The sequence below is a fragment of the Microvirga sp. HS2 genome, from assembly GCF_055792805.1.
This window is the reverse complement of sequence record NZ_JBVVAJ010000059.1, coordinates 1-16507: the sequence shown is the minus strand read 5'-3', so window position 1 is coordinate 16507 and position 16507 is coordinate 1. Positions and strand designations below refer to the sequence as shown.

At 60.9% G+C, this 16507-nt stretch carries 13 protein-coding genes; 10 read left to right on the top strand and 3 right to left on the bottom strand.

What is annotated here, in order from left to right:
- Nucleotides 1–177 precede the first annotated feature (177 nt).
- Together istA and istB are read left to right on the top strand one after the other, a co-directional pair.
- A complete protein-coding gene (gene istA / locus ACS5Q0_RS26335) occupies nt 178–1413 on the top strand; it encodes an IS21 family transposase (RefSeq protein ID WP_473129604.1) in 1236 nt (411 codons plus the stop codon).
- On the top strand, nt 1410–2189 hold the full coding sequence (gene istB, locus ACS5Q0_RS26330) for an IS21-like element helper ATPase IstB (protein ID WP_473129603.1): 780 nt from the start codon (nt 1410–1412) through the stop codon (nt 2187–2189). The genes istA and istB overlap by 4 nt, the downstream gene beginning before the upstream one ends.
- Before the next feature lie 24 nt (nt 2190–2213).
- Here istB and ACS5Q0_RS26325 read toward each other — a convergent pair whose 3' ends face one another.
- A complete protein-coding gene (locus tag ACS5Q0_RS26325) occupies nt 2214–2573 on the bottom strand; it encodes a sigma factor-like helix-turn-helix DNA-binding protein (RefSeq protein ID WP_473129602.1) in 360 nt (119 codons plus the stop codon).
- 398 nt (nt 2574–2971) lie between these two features.
- Nucleotides 2972–4162: a M20 family metallopeptidase gene (locus tag ACS5Q0_RS26320; protein WP_473129601.1), complete on the bottom strand. Its 1191-nt coding sequence runs from the start codon at nt 4160–4162 to the stop codon at nt 2972–2974.
- Between the two features lie 193 nt (nt 4163–4355).
- Here ACS5Q0_RS26320 and ACS5Q0_RS26315 point away from each other — a divergent pair, with 193 nt between their 5' ends.
- From ACS5Q0_RS26315 to ACS5Q0_RS26280, 8 genes are read left to right on the top strand one after another with little or no spacing between them, the layout of a single operon-like run.
- Nucleotides 4356–4934, top strand: a complete 579-nt coding sequence (locus ACS5Q0_RS26315; protein ID WP_473129600.1) for a MarR family winged helix-turn-helix transcriptional regulator — start codon at nt 4356–4358, stop codon at nt 4932–4934.
- Complete coding sequence (locus ACS5Q0_RS26310; RefSeq protein WP_473129599.1) at nt 4927–6480, top strand: ABC transporter substrate-binding protein; 1554 nt, start codon at nt 4927–4929, stop codon at nt 6478–6480. The genes ACS5Q0_RS26315 and ACS5Q0_RS26310 overlap by 8 nt, the downstream gene beginning before the upstream one ends.
- Before the next feature lie 12 nt (nt 6481–6492).
- Nucleotides 6493–7437: an ABC transporter permease gene (locus tag ACS5Q0_RS26305; protein ID WP_473129598.1), complete on the top strand. Its 945-nt coding sequence runs from the start codon at nt 6493–6495 to the stop codon at nt 7435–7437.
- Nucleotides 7434–8321 (top strand): ABC transporter permease, encoded by an 888-nt coding sequence (locus ACS5Q0_RS26300; RefSeq protein ID WP_473129597.1) that lies wholly within the window; start codon nt 7434–7436, stop codon nt 8319–8321. Before ACS5Q0_RS26305 ends, ACS5Q0_RS26300 begins: the two co-directional genes overlap by 4 nt.
- On the top strand, nt 8251–9327 hold the full coding sequence (locus ACS5Q0_RS26295; protein WP_473129596.1) for a CobW family GTP-binding protein: 1077 nt from the start codon (nt 8251–8253) through the stop codon (nt 9325–9327). Before ACS5Q0_RS26300 ends, ACS5Q0_RS26295 begins: the two co-directional genes overlap by 71 nt.
- Nucleotides 9324–11468, top strand: coding sequence for a dipeptide ABC transporter ATP-binding protein (locus ACS5Q0_RS26290; protein ID WP_473129595.1), 2145 nt, complete (start codon nt 9324–9326; stop codon nt 11466–11468). The genes ACS5Q0_RS26295 and ACS5Q0_RS26290 overlap by 4 nt, the downstream gene beginning before the upstream one ends.
- 10 nt (nt 11469–11478) lie before the next feature.
- Nucleotides 11479–13194 carry an amidohydrolase gene (locus ACS5Q0_RS26285; protein ID WP_473129594.1) on the top strand — a complete coding sequence of 572 codons (1716 nt, stop codon included), beginning with the start codon at nt 11479–11481 and terminating at the stop codon, nt 13192–13194.
- On the top strand, nt 13194–14903 hold the full coding sequence (locus tag ACS5Q0_RS26280) for an amidohydrolase (protein ID WP_473129593.1): 1710 nt from the start codon (nt 13194–13196) through the stop codon (nt 14901–14903). Before ACS5Q0_RS26285 ends, ACS5Q0_RS26280 begins: the two co-directional genes overlap by 1 nt.
- A 1081-nt stretch (nt 14904–15984) precedes the next feature.
- Here the strand turns inward: ACS5Q0_RS26280 and ACS5Q0_RS26275 are convergent.
- Nucleotides 15985–16507, bottom strand: a 523-nt coding sequence (locus tag ACS5Q0_RS26275) for an IS6 family transposase (protein WP_473129592.1), incomplete at its 5' end; no start/stop codon positions are given.

The window sequence follows — 16507 nt, the reverse complement described above, 5'->3', positions numbered from 1 at the left end:
GCGCAGATCCGGTCTGCTGCAGAAGGCTGGATCGGCGCTCGAAACCGAGGGCGCTACAAAGCAATGAGAGGGGGTCAAATCTTCAGTTCGCCCGAGGGGTCAATTCTTCGGTTCGCTTGACACGTGTCACGGGACGACGCGGAGGAGCGAATGAGCCGGCTCGATCAGGAGGCTCGGATGGCTATCAAGGCATTGGCGTCGCGGGGAGCGACAAACAGTGGGATCGCCCGCTTGCTGGGTGTGACCGAAGGCGCGGTCCGTTATCAGGTGAAGCGCTTCGAGAGGGGGCAGGCGGACGGTCGCGCGCGCCAGGGCTTCAAGGCCGATGCCCTCTCCGCCGTCATCGACCAGTGGCGGATCAGCCAGGGGGACGGCCCGATCAACCTGGCAGCCCTGCATGCCTGGTTGTGTGGCGAGTACGGCTATACCGGCAGCCTGAGATCGGTCCAGCGCTATTGGCGCCATGCCTATCCGGCCCCGGTCATCCGGGCCCGCCGGCGTGTCGAGACGCCTCCCGGGGCCCAGGCGCAGGTCGACTGGGCGCACTTTCCAGGCATCATCATCGCCGGCATTCCGACCGATCTTCTCGCCCTGCACATGGTGCTGTCCTTCAGCCGCAAGCCGGCGATCGTCTGGTCGCCGACCAAGGACATGCTGGCCTGGCTGGGCTGCCATTCGGCCTGCTTTACCCGCCTGGGCGGCGTGCCGGCGACGGTGCGCATCGACAACGAGAAGACCGCGATCTCCCGCGGGGCCGGCGCCTGGGGTATGATCAATCCCACCTATCGCCGCTATGCGGCGACCATGAAGTTCCACATCGACGCTTGTCCTCCGCGCCAACCCCAATGCAAGGGGAAAGTGGAACGGCGGGTGCGCGATCAGCGTCTGGCGATCAATCCCTATGCTCGCCCCTATGCGAGCCTGGCGGAGCTGCAGCAGTGGACCGATGCGCGCATCGAGACCCTGTCCCACGAGCGGCGCTGCCCCGCCACCGGTTCGAGCGTCGCCCAAGCCTGGGCTGAGGAGCAGGCGCGGCTGACCCGCGTGCCTGAGACATTGCCAGAGCCGTTCGATCTGGTGGCCACCCGGCAAGTCGGTCTCGACGGGCTGGTGTCGTTCGAGGGGCGCCAATACAGTGTTCCGTTCCAGCTCATTGGGCAACGCGTCGAGGTGCGCGGCACCGCCGGACAGGTGCAGATCCTGAAGGACTGCGATGTGGTGGCGACGCATCCGCGCGGCACCCCGGCCCGGCTTGTGATTGATCAGGCGCATTATGATGGGCCCAGTACAGAACACGTGCTGGCGCCGCCCCCTCTCGGGCGCCTGGGCGCTCGCATCCAGGAATTGTCCCAGGCTCCCGTGGCGCACCGTTCGATCGACTTGTATGCGGCTCTGGCGGAGGTGGCGCGATGACCCCGGGCAGACTGCGACTGGATATCGACACGACGCGCGATCGGCTGCTGGCGTTGGGCTGCCCTTATGCAGCCGAGCACCTTGATCACCTTCTGACTGAGGCGGTGAGCCAGGCGATGGCGCCGCACGTCTTCCTGGACCGGTTGCTGGAAGTGGAGCACTCGGGGCGCGAAGAGCGACGGGTGAAAACCTCGTTGAAAATGTCGGGTCTGCCGATCGGCCAGACGCTCGAGAACTTTGACTTCGCCTTCCAGCCGGCGATCGAGCGCTCCCGGATCGACACGCTGGCCACGGGCGCGTGGATCCGCAATGCCGAAACCGTCCTGATGCAGGGCCCTCCGGGGGTGGGCAAGACGCACCTCTCAGTGGCGCTCGGGACCCGGGCGATCGAGATGGGGTTCTCGGTCCTGTACTACCGCTTTGATGAACTGATGACGGCGCTGAAGGTCGATACCGGCCTGCCGCCTGCGCAGTTGAAACGGCGCCGCTACATGAACATGGCGCTGTTGATTGTGGACGAACTCGGCTTCGAGCCCATGACCCGCGAGGAAGCGAGCTTATTCTTCCGGCTGGTGACCTACCGTTATGGCCGCGGGGCGATCCTGATTACGACGAACAAGAGCATCCGGGAGTGGACCGAACTGCTGGCCGGCGATGAGGTGCTGGCCACCGCCATTCTCGATCGTCTGCTGCATCGCGCCCATGTTCTCAACATCAAGGGACGCAGCTATCGCCTGCGGGATCTCGAGGAGGCTCTCCAGCGGGCTCACGCTTGAGTCGTCGTAGAACTGGATGTCGCCTTAACTCGTAAATCTGGGTGTCGCTTGACACGTGTCGCAGAATTCCTCCCATAGCAGCATCAGCGTCACGCCCGGCCGGCGCAGTTCGCGATGGACCAGGGTCCAATCGGGCTGGCTGCGTTGCTCGGTGGGCAGATCGGAGGGCGGCGGATAGAGCCGATCCTCCAGCAGAAGATCATCATCGAGCTCGGGCGGCAGGGGCCAGGTCAGGCCGGCGCGCCGGGCGCGGTTGATGTATTTGCTGACAGTGCCCTGGGCCAGGCCCAGGCTGGTTGCGGTGGCGCGCTGGGAGAGCCCGACAGCGTGGTGCAGGCGTAAGACTTCACGGATGTGGCGCATCGACAGTCTCTCGGTGGGCATCTTGGTCCTCGGCTGGGAAGCAAAGGCCAAGAGTACCGTGGGTTGCAGACTGCCAGCAGAAAGCACCTCTTCACGGTCTCGGAGACTGATCATGATCGCTGGAATGAGCGATCACGGTCCTCTGGAAACCATGATCACGATGGCCTGGAATGGATGATCACGATCCTCTGGAATCCGTGATCACGATCGCCTGGAACGCGCACTCAAAGCTTCGGTGTCGATTCACAGCCATGGCGGCGTGGAAGTCTGCAGCCTGCATTGCACGGTGAACCCGTCATGTGAGCGCGCTTGCCTCACTGCGCCCGAGTTCCGTTAACGTGACATCACCCGTTGATCCAACCACTCTCATGTGAGGCCGTCGGAGGTGCCCGCCCGATCGGAGCCCGCAGGAGAGGCGATCATTGATCTCTGCTGGTCGCTTCCTGAAATCCCTTCGAGACCCGCTCCTGCAAGGTGGCATCAACCAGATAGTCAATTGCCGTCATGGCCATGGCCTTGGCACCGTCGAGCGTGGCTTTCATGCCCATGTCGGTGCCAACCCAGTGGGCAAACTCCTTCGTGTGGAACGCTACTCCTGCGGGCACCGCTGCGATCATCGGATGAATGGTCGGCACAAGGTGGCTGACGTTCCCCATGTCGGTGCTTGAGGCTTGGTTCGGGGGGAGCGTCTCGATCGACACGAATGTCCGACCCAGGCGCTCAGCGTTGGCCTTATAAGCATCCGCCAGGGGCCAATTCGTCACGAGATCGAAGTAATCGATGTCCTCCCACTCGATCTCGACGCTTGCACCTGAGGCGAGCGCGCCCGCCTGGAAGCATTGCTCGACCCGATCCCGCAGCATTTCAAGCCCTCTGCGTGTCGGCGCACGAACCGCAAAATGCCCAGCGGCATAATCCGGCACGATGTTGGAGGCAACGCCGCCATGGGTGATGATGCCGTGGATCCGGTGGCGGGCCGGCATATGCTGACGCCACGCTCCGATCGCCTGATAGGCGGCGACCAGGCCGTCGAGCGCATTGATGCCGGCCTCCGGCTCCGACGAGGCGTGCGAAGGCTTGCCGCGGTAGCTCACATTCACCCCTGCGCGGGCGATCAGGGGAAAGGTGGCCATATCGGCAGGTGCCGGATGAACCATCATGGCGCATGCGAGGCCATCGAAGGCCCCTTGACGTGCCATGAGCACCTTGCCCCCGCCGCCCTCCTCTGCCGGGGCGCCAAGCAGCCGGATCCTTCCCGGAAGGCGCTCGCCGAGCGCAGCCAGTGCCAGTGCAGCGCCTAAAGCCGCCGTACCGATGATGTTGTGCCCGCATGCATGCCCGATCTCCGGCAGCGCGTCATACTCGGCGACGATTCCGACGCAAGGGAGGTCTGCCCGCCCGAACTCTGTTGCAAACGAGGTTTCCAGTCCGAAGGCAGGCGCAGTAACCTTGAGGCCGGATTCGATTAGTGCGCTGCTCAGCAGCTTAGCGGCTTTGAACTCCCGGAAGCAGGTTTCAGGATTGGTATGAATTTCTTTGGATATCCCAACGAGCCTGTCCGCCATCTCATCGACGGCTTTGCAAAGCTGACCCTTCAATTCCTCGCCCAACATGAGCTCGTTTCTCCTAATTTCCGGCTTCCATGACCCGTCCGGCCTGAAGGTCAGATTCACCGTTGACAGCCTCTCATATATACGCGCAATATTAATGTGCAAACAGCACATTTTGTAATTTACAATAAATTCTAAATGCGGGCGGTATGAGCATGAAAATGCGAATCCAATAGGGCAAAGGGAAGGGTTTATGTCGGGCAAGCGGACCAAATACCGCGAATACGTTACGTTCCGCCTGGACAGGGTTTCATCGATCGCGCGGGCGGAGGCCAGCAAGATCTACCTCCGGGAGTGCGGTCTGGACATCCGCCAGTTGCGGGTGCTGCGGAGCGTTGCCGAAGAACCCGGATTGAGCGTTTCCGAGATTGTCGTATCGACGATGTTCGAAAGAACATTGGTGTCACGCATCATATCCGATCTGGTCGGCGAAGGGCTCTTGATACGGCGGATATCGAAATCCGACGCACGCCAGTTTCACATCGACATAACGAAGGAGGGCTTGGCCCGTGCGAGGATGGCCGACGACCTCGGCGACCAACTCAATGAAGATCTTCTTTCCAGCCTCGACGTGAATGAACGCGAAGTGTTCGACCGGTGCCTCGAGAAACTTGTTCAGTGGCATCCGAAGGACAGCACGCCGGCTGCCGCCGTAGAAGGTGGTGACGATGGCGCTCTACGGGCAGCCTCCGCAGCTGCCCCAACAAAGAAAAGACGCTTAACGCGCAGCGGTCAAAAACGACCCTCTAGAGGAGCAGACGCGAATGCTTAAATCTGTGTTGAAAACGACGAGCCTGGCCGCGCTCGCTTATGCCGCGATGCTTGCGGCGCAGGCGCCCGCATGGGCCCAGGGCGCCCTGACGCTCACCCTGCCCAGCATGCCGACCGGCTATCCGATCGTCGCATCTGGCGGGCTTTCGGACATCCTTGCGACCAACGTCATCAGCGAAGGGCTCACGCGCTGGAAGAAGGACAAGCTGGAGGTTGAGCCTGCGCTCGCAACCTCTTGGGAGACGAACGACGACGCCAGCATTTGGACGTTCACCCTGCGCGACGGCGTGAGATGGCATGACGGCAAACCGTTCACGGCCGAGGACGTCAAGTTCACCTTCGATCTCATCCTGAACAAGGATGTCCGCGCTGCCGCGGCCGGCCAGGTTGGAACGCTCAAATCGGTGGAAGTGGTCGCGCCCAACAAGGTGCGCATGACCTTCTCCAAGCCGAATGCATCGCTGCCTCTGATGCTGGCTTACCGGATGCCGATCGTTCCGAAGCACGTTCTGGAGGGCCAGGACCCGAACCAGCCGGCCGCCTTCATCAAGAATCCCGTCGGTACCGGCCCGTTCAAGTTCTCCGAGGCCGCCTCCGGCCGATTCTGGACGGCAGAGCGCAACAACGAGTGGTGGGGCGGTAAAGTGTCCCTCGACGAGGTGGTCTTCCGCATCATGCCGGATGCCAACAGCGCCGTCGCCCAGCTGCGAGCCGGCAGCGCCGACGTCGCGCTGATCCGGCCGCAGCAGATATCCGCGCTCACAGGCAGCGATATCGAGGTCACCGCCGTCGAACAGCCAAGCGTCTACTACGTCGCTCTGATCAACAACAAGTCGCCCTTCCAGGACGTGAAGGTCCGCCAGGCGATGAACTACGCCGTCAACAAGGAGGGCATCATCAAGGCCGTGGCCGACGGCTACGCTACGGTGGCGCACGGGATGATCGCACCCTCGATCGAGGGCTATACTGCCGACGTCATACAGTATTCCTACGACCCGAAGAAGGCGACGGCGCTGCTGGCCGACGCCGGCTGGACCGCGAAGGACGGCAAGCTCAGCAAGGACGGCAAACCCCTCTCCGTCGAGCTGACCACCTCCACGGGCGTCATCGGCGGTCCTCAGCTCGCTCAGATCATCCAGCAGCAGCTGAGCGATATCGGGGTTGAAGCGAAGATCAACATGGTCGATTTTCGCGATCACTGGACCGGCGTTTTCAACGGCACCTTCCAGACCTCGGTCGAATACCTGAACCTGCAGCCGAGCCCCGACATCGCGAACGCATTGTCATGCGGCGGCAGCCAGAACCGGTTCGCCTACTGCGATCCGGAGCTGGACAAGATGTTCGCCGACGCGAATGCCATTCTGGAGCCTGCGGCCCGCAATGCGAAGTATGCGGAAATCCAGAAGCGCATCGCCGAGAGCCCTCCGGGCATCTGGCTCTATTACCCCCAGGAAATCCGGGCCATCAGTAAGCGCATTCGGGGGTTCCCGCAGAATCCGCTGCGCATGGCTACAACCCACCTCTTCGACGTGACTGTAGAGAAGTAAGCGGCGAGAGTGATGGCGGGCTATCTTATCAAGCGTTCGGTCCAATCGGTCATCCTTTTCTGGATCGTCACCGTACTCACCTTCGTCATCATCCGACAGGCGCCGGGTGGGCCCGCCATTCTTGCCAATCCCGATCTCTCCAAGGCGCAGATGGAAGCTCTGACGTCGACGCTCGGCCTCGCCGATCCTCTCTACCTGCAATATGGTCGGTGGATCGGCGGTCTTCTGAGCGGTGATTTCGGAACCTCCTTCAACGAGGGCGTGCCAGTCCTGTCGCTCATCGCCGAGCGCCTTCCCAACACCCTCATCCTCAGCTCGGCGGCCCTTGCCATTGCGATCGCGCTCGGCATGGGCCTCGGAATCCTCAGTGCTGTGAAACGAAACAGCTGGTTCGACGGTTTCGCAAGCACGATCGGAGTGCTCAACCTTTCCGTGCCGGCGTTCTGGCTCGGGATCGTCTTGATCCTTCTTTTCGCGGTCGAGCTGCGCTGGCTGCCGGTCGGAGGCATGCCTCGGGCCCGGGACTGGAGCGTCTTCGAGCTCCTCCGGCACCTGGTCCTGCCATCCGTCGTGGCCGGCGGCTTCCTCATGGCGAACGTCATGCGCTACACCCGCTCGAGCCTGCTTGAGGTTTCCGATCAACTCTACGTGACGGCAGCGCGTGCAATGGGCATCCGGGAGCGCCGGGTGATTCTGGTCTATGCCCTCAAGAACGCCATGCTGCCCGTCATCACCATCATCGGCCTAGGATTGCCGCAGCTGTTCGCAGGTGCCGCGATCACCGAAACCGTCTTCGCCTGGCCTGGCATCGGCAGTCTCGGCATCACCGCTGCCCGCACGGGCGACTATCCCCTTATCATGGGTATCACGCTCGTCGTGTCTCTGATCGTCATCGTGGCCAACCTGCTAACAGATCTCAGCTACACGCTGCTGGATCCGCGAGTGAAATTCACATGAGCGCGGCAATCAACCACTCTCCCGCGGCAATCGGCGCCAACGAGGTCATCGAGAGCCCAGGGCGTCGGGCGATGACGCGCTTTCTGCGGCATGGCAAGGGAATGTTTGCTCTTGCCCTTCTCCTGATGATCATCCTGGTCGTCAGCCTCGGACCGATCTTCTACCATGTGGATCCGACGCGGATCGATTTGGTCAACACCATGGCACCGCCCTCGGCCATGTATCCATTGGGCACCGACGAGAACGGGCGCGACGTCCTCGCCCGCCTGCTGGAAGGCGGCCGCGTGTCCCTTCTGGTGGGACTTGCCGCCATGGCAGTATCGGTGGCGTTGGGCGTGCTGTTCGGCGCGACCGCCGGCTATCTCGGCGGCTGGGCTGACCGCATCCTGATCCAGGTCATCGACGGGATCATGGCCATCCCGCTCTTCTTCCTCTGGCTGATCTTCTTGACGAGCATCCCACCGACCCCGTTGTCCATCGTGTTTGTTGTCGGTTGCACATCTTGGATGCCGACCGCGCGCGTCGTGCGCAGCGAAGTGCTGAAGGCGCGCGAATTGGAGTTCGTCGAGGCGGCGCGATCACTCGGAGCGTCACGCACGCGAATACTCATCCGGCACTGTTTGCCGCAGGCGACGTCGTCGATTATCGTTTCGGCGACGCTCGCGGCCGCCTTCGCGATCATCAGCGAATCCGCCCTGAGCTTCCTGGGGATCGGCATTCAGCCACCCCGTCCGAGTTGGGGCAACATGCTGACGGGAGCGCAGGAATACCTCTTCGCCGCACCCGCCCTGGCAATCTATCCCGGCTTGGCAATTGTGCTGCTCGTTCTCTCCTTTAATCTGCTGGGGGATGCGCTGCGCGATGTCCTCAACCCTCGCGGCTAAGATCGGAAGCACTGTTATGGATCTTCACATGCAATCGCCTCTGCCAGTCACCCTGCTGACAGGCTTCCTAGGCTCCGGCAAAACGACGCTGGTCAATCATATTCTTTCCGGAAGTCATGGACGCAAAATCGGCGTCATCGTCAACGAGTTCGGGGAACTCGGCATCGATGCTGCACTCATCAGCGGTGCGTCCGGATCGGTCATCGAGCTCGCCAACGGCTGCATCTGCTGCGCAACGCAGGGTGATCTTTCGCGCTCTCTACGCGACATTGCCACCGCAGGAAATCAGCTGGAGGCTTTGCTTATCGAAACAAGCGGCCTCGCGGATCCGGAGCCCGTCATCTCGGAACTGCAATCGGAGAAGTTTGCGCACGCGTATCGCCTGGACGGGGTGATCACCGTGATCGACGCAGAAAACTTCGATCGGAATCTCGACCATGCCGAAGCGGCGTTTCAGCAGATCGTTTCCGGCGACCTGCTCGTTATCAACAAGGTTGACCTGGTGCCGCAAGAGGTTCCTGGACTGATTGAGAACGGGGTCCGCAAAATCAACTCCGACGCCCGCTTCGTCTCGGCAGTCTGCTGCAACATCCCTCTTGACATCGTATTCGGGATCGGCGGCCAAGCGGAAGCACCCGTTCACCACCACGATCATGGCCACCACCACGATCATGGCCACCACCATGGCCATGGCCACCACGACGATCATCACCATCATCACTCACATGACGGGTTCGACAGCCTCTCTCTGTTTCTGGACCGACCGGTGGATCCGGAGCGTTTCACGGAATGGCTGGACAGCCTCGGCACCGGCGTATTCCGCGCCAAAGGCTTCGTCCGCTTCCTCGGCAACGACGCGCCCGTCGTCGTTCACGTGGTCGGCACCCGCCGTTCCGTAGAGCCGGCTCCGGAGGGTGTCGAGGCGAAGGGCGCCGCGCTGGTCGTGATCGGACTCAAGCTGTCCTCCGCTGAACTGAAGGCCGGGCTCGAGAGATGCGCGGCATGAATGCTGTCATGAACATCGACGAAAGCCATTTGATCGAGGCGCCGACCGTGCTTTCCGTTCGCGATCTGCGCGTCACGTTGCGCACGGGTGCGGGCCACATTCAAGCAATTCGCGGAGTCTCGCTCGACGTCAGGCAGGGCGAGATACTGGCGGTGGTCGGCGAGTCCGGATCAGGAAAGTCCGTCACGTTCCTGGCTGTTCTCGGCCTGCTTTCGCGCATGGTCTCCAGCGAGATCAGCGGCCGCGTTCTCTTTCAAGGACACGACCTGACAGCCCTTTCCGGCGAAGCCCTGCGGCGGATGCGCGGCCGCGACCTTTCGTTGATCTTCCAGGATCCGCTTTCGGCGCTCAACCCCGTCATCCGCATCGGAGATCAGATTGCCGATGTGGTGCAGGCGCACGAGCCGAGCCTTTCGCGGGCGGAGGCATGGCGGCGGGCGGTGGAGGCACTGGAACTGGTCCGTATCCCCAGTGCCGAGCGTCGGGCACGCGACTATCCTTATCAGTTCTCCGGCGGGATGAGGCAGCGCGTGCTCATCGCCATGGCGATCGTCTGCCGACCGAAGGTACTGATTGCCGACGAGCCGACCACGGCCCTCGATGTTACCGTGCAGGCGCAGATCCTCGAGCTGCTCAGTCAGCTGAGCCGCGATCTGTCGATGTCCATGGTATTGATCACGCACGACCTCGGTCTCGTCGCGCGCTACGCGGACCGGGTGGCGGTGATGTATTCCGGCCGTGTCATCGAGGAGACGGACGTGCGGACGCTGTTCCGCAGACCCGCCCATCCCTATTCGGCGGCCCTGCTCGATGCGGTGCCGGCCATTCAGTCCTCGGGTGAGACCAAGCTCGCGTCCATCCCCGGCGAGCCTCCCAACATCTTGATGACGTTGCCCGGCTGCGATTTCGCCCAACGCTGCTCGCGCACGAACGGACGCGCCTTGTGCCAGACTGAGCGTCCGCTTCTGACGGCGATCTCTTCAGGCCACACCGTCGCGTGCCATTTCTTCGACGAAGCACGGGAACGTTTGCCGTCACCGACCGACGGCAAACCGCACAGGGCTGTGCCATTGCCGGATCGGTCCGATGCGCCTCCCTTCGTCGCGGGAGAGCAGGCGATCTTACGTGCCGAGAACCTGGTCAAGCGTTTTCCCGTCAAGGTCCGTGGCCTGCGGCGAGGCGCGATGGTCCATGCGGTCGAGGGCGTGTCCTTCGATCTTGCACGCGGAGAAACGCTGGGCGTCGTGGGAGAGTCCGGATCAGGCAAGAGCACGATGGCCCGGCTCGTGCTCAGGCTTATCGACACGACCGAAGGCCGCATCACCTTCGAAGGCGAGGACATCACTCATCTGGGTCACAGCAGCCTGCGCAAGGTGCGGAACCGCATGCAGGTGATGTTCCAGGATTCGAGGTCTGCGTTCAACCCCCGCATGACGGTGGAAGCAATCATAGCGGAGCCGCTCATCATTTCGGGCCAATGGGACGAAAACGGACGCGCACGCGTTCACGCCATGATGAAGCGCGTCGGGTTGGGTCCGCATCAAGCGAACCGGTATCCGCATGAGTTCTCCGGCGGCCAACAGCAGCGCATCGGCCTTGCGCGCGCTCTGATCCTCAATCCGGCCTTTCTGGTACTGGATGAGCCGACGGCGAGCCTCGACGTCTCGATTCGGGCGCAGATCATCAATCTGCTCCAAGACCTCCAGGACGAGTTCGGCCTCTCGTATCTGTTCATCGCCCACGATCTTTCCGTCGTGCACCATATCTCCGACCGCGTCGCAGTGATGTACCTCGGTAGGATCGTTGAGATCGGCGAAGCTGATGCGGTCTGTCTGAGGCCGCTTCATCCCTACACGGGCACCCTGCTGCGTTCCATTCCGGAGCCTAATCCTGACATCGCTGGCGCAGCGTCCCGGACTATGCCGGACGGCGACCCGCCAGACCCTATCGATCCGCCGCAGGGCTGTCCGTTCCATACGCGCTGCACCCGCGCCGCGGAAGTCGCAGCAGCCGGCGGCGTGGAAACCGTCCAGGTCGGTGACCGGCACCTGCCGCATGGCTGCCTCGCCGCCCGGCCGCCACTCGCGGCTCATCGTGCCGGCCAGTGGGCGGCATGTCATTTCCCGACATTGACGTTGTAGGAGAACGTACATGGCGCTTGAGAACGACCGCATTGTCGCGGACACCGTGCTCTACAATGGCAACATCATCACAATGGCAGACGGTGCCAAGGCGGTCGAGGCAGTCGCCGTTCTTGGAGACCGCATCGTCGCCACGGGCGGCACCGACGCGATCAAACGCCTTGCAGGTGGCTCGACGCGCATGGTCGACCTGAAAGGTGCGACCGCCATTCCGGGCATGATCGACAACCACACCCACCAGCTCCTCGCCGGTCTCGATCTCGAGGGTGTGGACGCCAAGGTGAACATTGCCTTTTCTCAATCGATCGAAGAGATCAAGGTGAAGGTCGCCGAAGCCGTCAGCAAGGCCAAGCCGGGCGAATGGATCGGAACCTCCTGCATGTTTCGGGGCGCGCTGAAGGAGGGCCGCTTCCCAAACCGGCACGATCTCGACGCCATCGCGCCCGATAACCCGGTCTACATCTTCCAGTCTGGGAAGAACATCATTGCCAACACCAGGGCGCTCGAGCTAGCCGGCATCACCCGCGACACACCTGATCCTATCGGGGATCCCGACATCTCCGAGGGCCATATCGTCAAGGACGAGAGCGGCGAGCCCACCGGGCACCTGATCGCCGGCGCCGGCGACTTGGCGCGCAAGCGCTGGTGGGACGTGCTCGGGCAACCGATGAAGAAATGGGATTTCCTGCATTTCGATACCGAAACCTATATCCGCGCGATTAAGGCGCAGATGAGGGAGTTCAACGCGGCCGGGATCACCGGCACACGCGACATGGGTGTGACGCCGGAGGAAATCGAAGCTTACATCGCCGTCGCTCAACGCGGCGAGGCGACGGTACGCACCGATCTGATCCTTGGGCTTCCGGCCCGCTACATGCCAATCTCCGAAATCGAGGCCTCGTTGAAGCGCTACTTCGGCCCTAAGCAGAACGTGGGCAATGAATGGCTGCGCTTCGGGGGCCTGAAGATGGTGATCCAAAACGACGGCTGGTGGTCGTACTCGCCGGAGAAGACCCGAGCGATGCTCCTAGCGGCGAACCGTCTCGGCTGGACGCTCTCGATTCACGGGACACGCCGGGGCGAGGACAAGGACATGGACTTCGTGATGGGAGTTCTGGAGGAGGCCAATGAGGAAAGGCCACTCGCTGGCCGGCGTTTCTCCTTCGAGCATGGAGTGGGCACGGTCGACATCAATCATGTGCGCAAGTTGCGCGAGTGGGGCTTCGTCATCGCTCCTAATCCCACTCTTTCCTATTATGCCGCAGGCCGCTCGCTGCGCATGCACCAAGTGATGCAGGATGTGCGTATCGCCAAGAGAACCACTCTTGATGCCTTCGACCGTGCCCGCATGGAGTGGGGCTTGCCGATGCGCACCTGGATCGATGAGGGTCTGGTCGTCACAGGTGGCACCGATTGCCCCGCTTGCCACTACGACCCCGAGCGCCCGCTGCTCGGCATCTATAGCGCGGTAACGCAAAACACGCTCGCGGGCGTTCTGATGCCGGAGGAGCGGGTGACGCGCGAAGAGGCGTTGCGCATGTGGACCATCGACGGTGCATACGCAAGCTTCGAAGAGAATGTCAAAGGTTCCATTGAGCCTGGCAAACTCGCCGACATCATCGTCCTGAGTGGCGATCCGCTGACCGTAGAAGACGAGAAGCTGCTAGATATCCAAGTTCTTGAAACCATCGTCGGCGGCAAAACCGTCTACGAACGCTCTCATTGATGACGAAGGACCAACCTGTGACTCTAGAATTCGCTCCAGACACAATCCTCACTAACGGCAAGATCGTCACTGTCGACAACACCTTTTCCATCCATGAAGCCGTCGCGGTATTCGATGGGAAGATCGTTGCCGTCGGGCGGAGCTCCGATGTCGAGGCGCTCGCCGGACGTCGTACCAAGAAGATAAATCTCCGCGGGCGCTGCGTAGTGCCCGGTCAATACGATAATCACGTGCATTCGCTCCTTGCAGGTATGGACGCACTTGGCGATAAGGCTAAGGTCGACATTGCCCGGCTTCAATCTATTGATGAAATCCTCGGCGCCATCAAAAAGCGCACGGAGATTACGCCGAAAGGTGAATGGATCGGAACCTCCTGCATGTATCGCGGCGCGCTCAAGGAAGGCCGCTTTCCTACGCGCGAGGACCTCGATAAGGTGGCGCCGGACCATCCGGTGTATATCTTCCAGTCTGGCAAGAACGTCATTGCTAATAGCTATGCGCTGAGGATTGCGGGAATCGAAGCTTCCACGCCGCAACCCGTTGAGCCGGAAGGTTGGATCGCAAAGTATCCGGGCGGCGAACCGACTGGGCATTTGATTGCTGGTGCAGGCGACATGGCGCGTAAAGCGTGGTGGGCGGCGCTGGGCCAGCCCATCAAGAAATGGGACTTCCTGTATTTCGACCAGAAAACGCAGATCGAAGCCATTCAGGCGCAGCAGGCGATCTATCATGCCTGTGGAGTCGTTGGCATTCGGGAGATGGGCGTTTCAATAGACGAGATGGACGCCTTCATTGAAGCACACCGTAAGGGCGTACTCAAGGTGCGCAGCGACGTGATTCTCGGTCTTCCGTTCCGTTACATGGATCGTGGCGACATTGGTTCTGCGCTGGAGAGTTATTTCGGGCCAAAGCAGCATCTTGGCGATGATATGCTGAAGATCGGGGGCATCAAGCTCGTTGTCGTCAATGACGGATGGTGGGCTTATTCCGCAGACAAGCTCAAATTCCTTGTTCAGGAAATTAACAAGCGCGGCTGGAACATGGCCATCCATGTGAACACTGGTGGTGGCGAAGAGCCAGCCGAAATTGTTCTGTCTGCGCTCGAAGAAGCAAATAAGGTAAATCCGATCGCCGGACGGCGCTTCAGTTTCGAACATGGCTTCGGGCTCGCGAACCCTGACCATATCCGGCGAGCAAAGGCGCTCGGGATTATCATGGGCGCAAATCCGCTTCTCGCCTACTATGCGTCGGCGCGCTCCATGCGCATGAACGAGATCATGACACAGGTCCGTATTGCGAAGCTGGTTGAGCAGGATCCATGGAAACGCACCGTGCGTGACTGGGGTCTGCCATTGCGCCACTGGTTCGACGAAGGCCTGATGGTTAGCGGAGGAACCGACAATCCGGCTGTTGTCTATAACAAGGAGCAGCCCTTCCTCTGCCAGTATTCGGCGCTGACCGGCAAATCGCTGGCCGGAACGCTGATGCCGGGTCAGGAGATCACGCGGGAGGAGATGCTCCGAATGTTCACGATCAACAACGCCTACTCACGTTGGCAAGAAAAAATCTTGGGGTCAATTGAGCCCGGCAAGTACGCCGATCTCGTCGTGATCGACACTGACATACTGGAGTGTGACGCGGAGGCCGTGAGGGATATCCAGGTTCTGCAAACCTTCGTGGGTGGCGAGTTGGTGTTCGAACGCCAGTAAGCCGTCCGTAGTGACACACTATCCAAGCCCGCGGCTCAGTCCGCGGGCTTGGACTGTGTTGCAGTGACCTCCTTAGTGAGCAATCAACCGGAACTGACCAGACGACAGACGGTAAGATCAACTCACTACTCCGAAATTTTGCTGGAGCAGGTCAATCAGCGAAAGCGCACGGTTACGGGACATTGATACGTGGGCAAGGTGAATTTCAAGACATGCAGACGACAGATTTATTTCGGCAGCGATGGTGACACGGTTGATCTCGTGTTTCAGCGAACGCCGAAATCTTAATACGACCAGGCGGTTTCTGCGCAAGGCGCTGGCGGGGCATGGTGATCGGAGGCGATCGTTCTCGATGGCAGCCAGATCAATCGGGAGACGTGACTGCTTTGCGACACACCGGACCGATTACTACCTAACCGCAAGCCCATCCATATCCCACAAAGCTCGTACTTCGATGATGAAATTGATCAGGATCGTTGACGGATCAAGAGGTGGGTCCGGCCGAGGCGGGGCCCCCAGTCCATGGCGGGTGCCCAAGTGATCCTTAAGGGCATCGAGCCGATCTAGCTGGGGTACCTGGTACGGAAAAGACAAGCAAAATACCGCTGCCATTCAAAGCATCACTCGCTGGGTAATTTGACCGGCTCTCCGCAAATACGTTATCCTTATTCATCTCTGCTCTCAATGTGCAGCGGATCCACTGTGCCTGGACTAACATTAGGTCTCTCCACGAGATAGACCATTGCGACAAATCCGTTAGGCGCGCTCTCGACAGTTGACAATTAGCCATCGATTTGTGAGCATTTCAGCATCCGCTCGGTAGAAATAGGATGGAGGAACGGCGATGCTCGATTCACCATTGGATTGCGGGTGGCGCTCGTGGATCTCATCCTTTGTTAGAGCCGTTCTATGGTCAAACAGTTGGACGCTGCCAACGCCAGATGATGACGAATATCCCTCAATGGGCAATAGAGTTGTGAGGGTGATGTCACGGTAACTTTTGGTCAGAGGCTTCTGCCCTACGGGTTGCGTCGCAAACTTGCAGCAGGCGAGCGAAGATGGCAGAGAACTCACCCTAGGGTTAGGCGGCGAGCAGATCGAACTGTTCGGCCAATGAGAGTTGCAGATTGCAGGCGTACTTCGCCTGTCCTTTGCGCATCATGTGAATCATCTCGATCCCACTGAGGATCACACGAGCCGTGGCTGCCGACTGGAACCCGAGCATCGGCCGCACCCGCCGCTTGATGGCCCGATGATCCTGCTCAATCCGGTTATTCAAGTAGCGGCTCTGGCGGATCCGGATTGGTTTTCGCTGACGTCCTGACCGATCCTGCAGGCGGCTCTCTCCATCACACAAAAGGATCGCTTCTTTGTTGGTCTGGCTGCCGTCGATCACGATGCGCTCGGGACGGCCATGTCGCTTCAGCGCCTTGCGCAGGAACCGCTTCGCAGCCGTCAGATTGCGTCGTTCGCTGAACCAGAATTCCACCGTGTCGCCGTTGCTGTCGATGGCCCGATACAAATACCGCCATTGGCCACGCACCTTGATATATGTCTGGCGAGTCGCGCGGGGGAATCTCACCCCCGCGCGCTCCCAGAACCGT